At 70.1% G+C, this 1074-nt stretch carries 1 protein-coding gene; it reads left to right on the forward strand.

Translation table 11 applies throughout. The annotated features are described in order from the left end of the window. Positions 1-1074: TrbL/VirB6 family protein (locus H5J30_RS35225; RefSeq protein ID WP_508471342.1), on the forward strand; the 1074-nt coding region annotated here is incomplete at both ends.

Raw genomic sequence — 1074 nt, forward strand, 5'->3', positions numbered from 1 at the left:
GTGGCGCCCAGGCCGCCCCCGCTGCTTCTGCCGCCGGGTCGGCGAACACCGTCGCGGCGCCGGCGCAGGGCTGCGATCCGGTCGAGGACTGGGACTGCATACCCGAGCCGGCCGACCCGCCCGACTTCGGCCCTCCGGAGGAGGACGAAGAGACCGAGGAGCCTGACGACGGCGGCGGCGGTCCGGGGGGTATCGCCGGGTGGATCTTCGAGGGCATCACGGCGGCGATCGACAGCTTCTTCGCCGACCTGGCCTCCGAGGCCCTCAAGCCGCTGCTGGACCTGCTCGGCAACACCCTGCTGACCACTCCCACCCCCGACGAGCTGCCGCAGGTGGCCGAGCTGTGGTCCACGTCGTGGTACATCGTCCTGGCCGGCTACAGCGTGCTGGTGATGATCGCGGGCGTGGTGGTGATGGGCCACCAGACCTTGCAGACCCAGTACTCCGCCCGCGAGATGGCGCCGCGGATCATCGTCGGCTTCCTCGCGTCGTTCCTGTCGCTGTGGGTGGGCACCCGCATGATCGTCATCGCCAACGCGCTGTCGGAAGCCATGCTCAGCGCGGAGATCCAGACCGAAGGGGCAGCCAACGTCCTGGCGGCGACGGTCCTCGGCGCCCTCGCCGGCGGCCGGCTGACGATCTTCCTCGGGCTGGCCGTCGCGGTCTTCGTGATCGCGATCCTCATCTCCTACGTCGTCCGCGTCTCCCTGATCGTGATCATGCTCGCCGGGGCGCCGCTGGCACTGGCCTGCCACGCTCTGCCGGCCACCGAAGGGGTAGCGCGCTGGTGGTGGCGCACCTTCGCCGCCTTGCTGGCCATCCAGGTCGCCCAGTCGCTGACTCTGGTGGCCGCGCTGAACGTCTTCCTGGGACCCGACTCCTTCACCCTTTTCGACTCCGGGGATGAGGAGCTGATCAACCTGACCACCGCGCTGGCGCTGATGTACATCCTGTGGCGCATCCCGGGGTGGTTCCTGGCGGCCACGAACATGGCCGGTGGGCGGCGCTCAGTCGTCGGCACGGTCGCCCGCTCATATCTGGCCTACCGGACCCTGGGCATGCTCCGCGGCGCGG

This window comes from Streptomyces phytophilus, assembly GCF_013870535.1.
In the GTDB taxonomy this organism is placed as follows: Bacteria; Actinomycetota; Actinomycetes; order Streptomycetales; family Streptomycetaceae; genus Streptomyces; species Streptomyces phytophilus.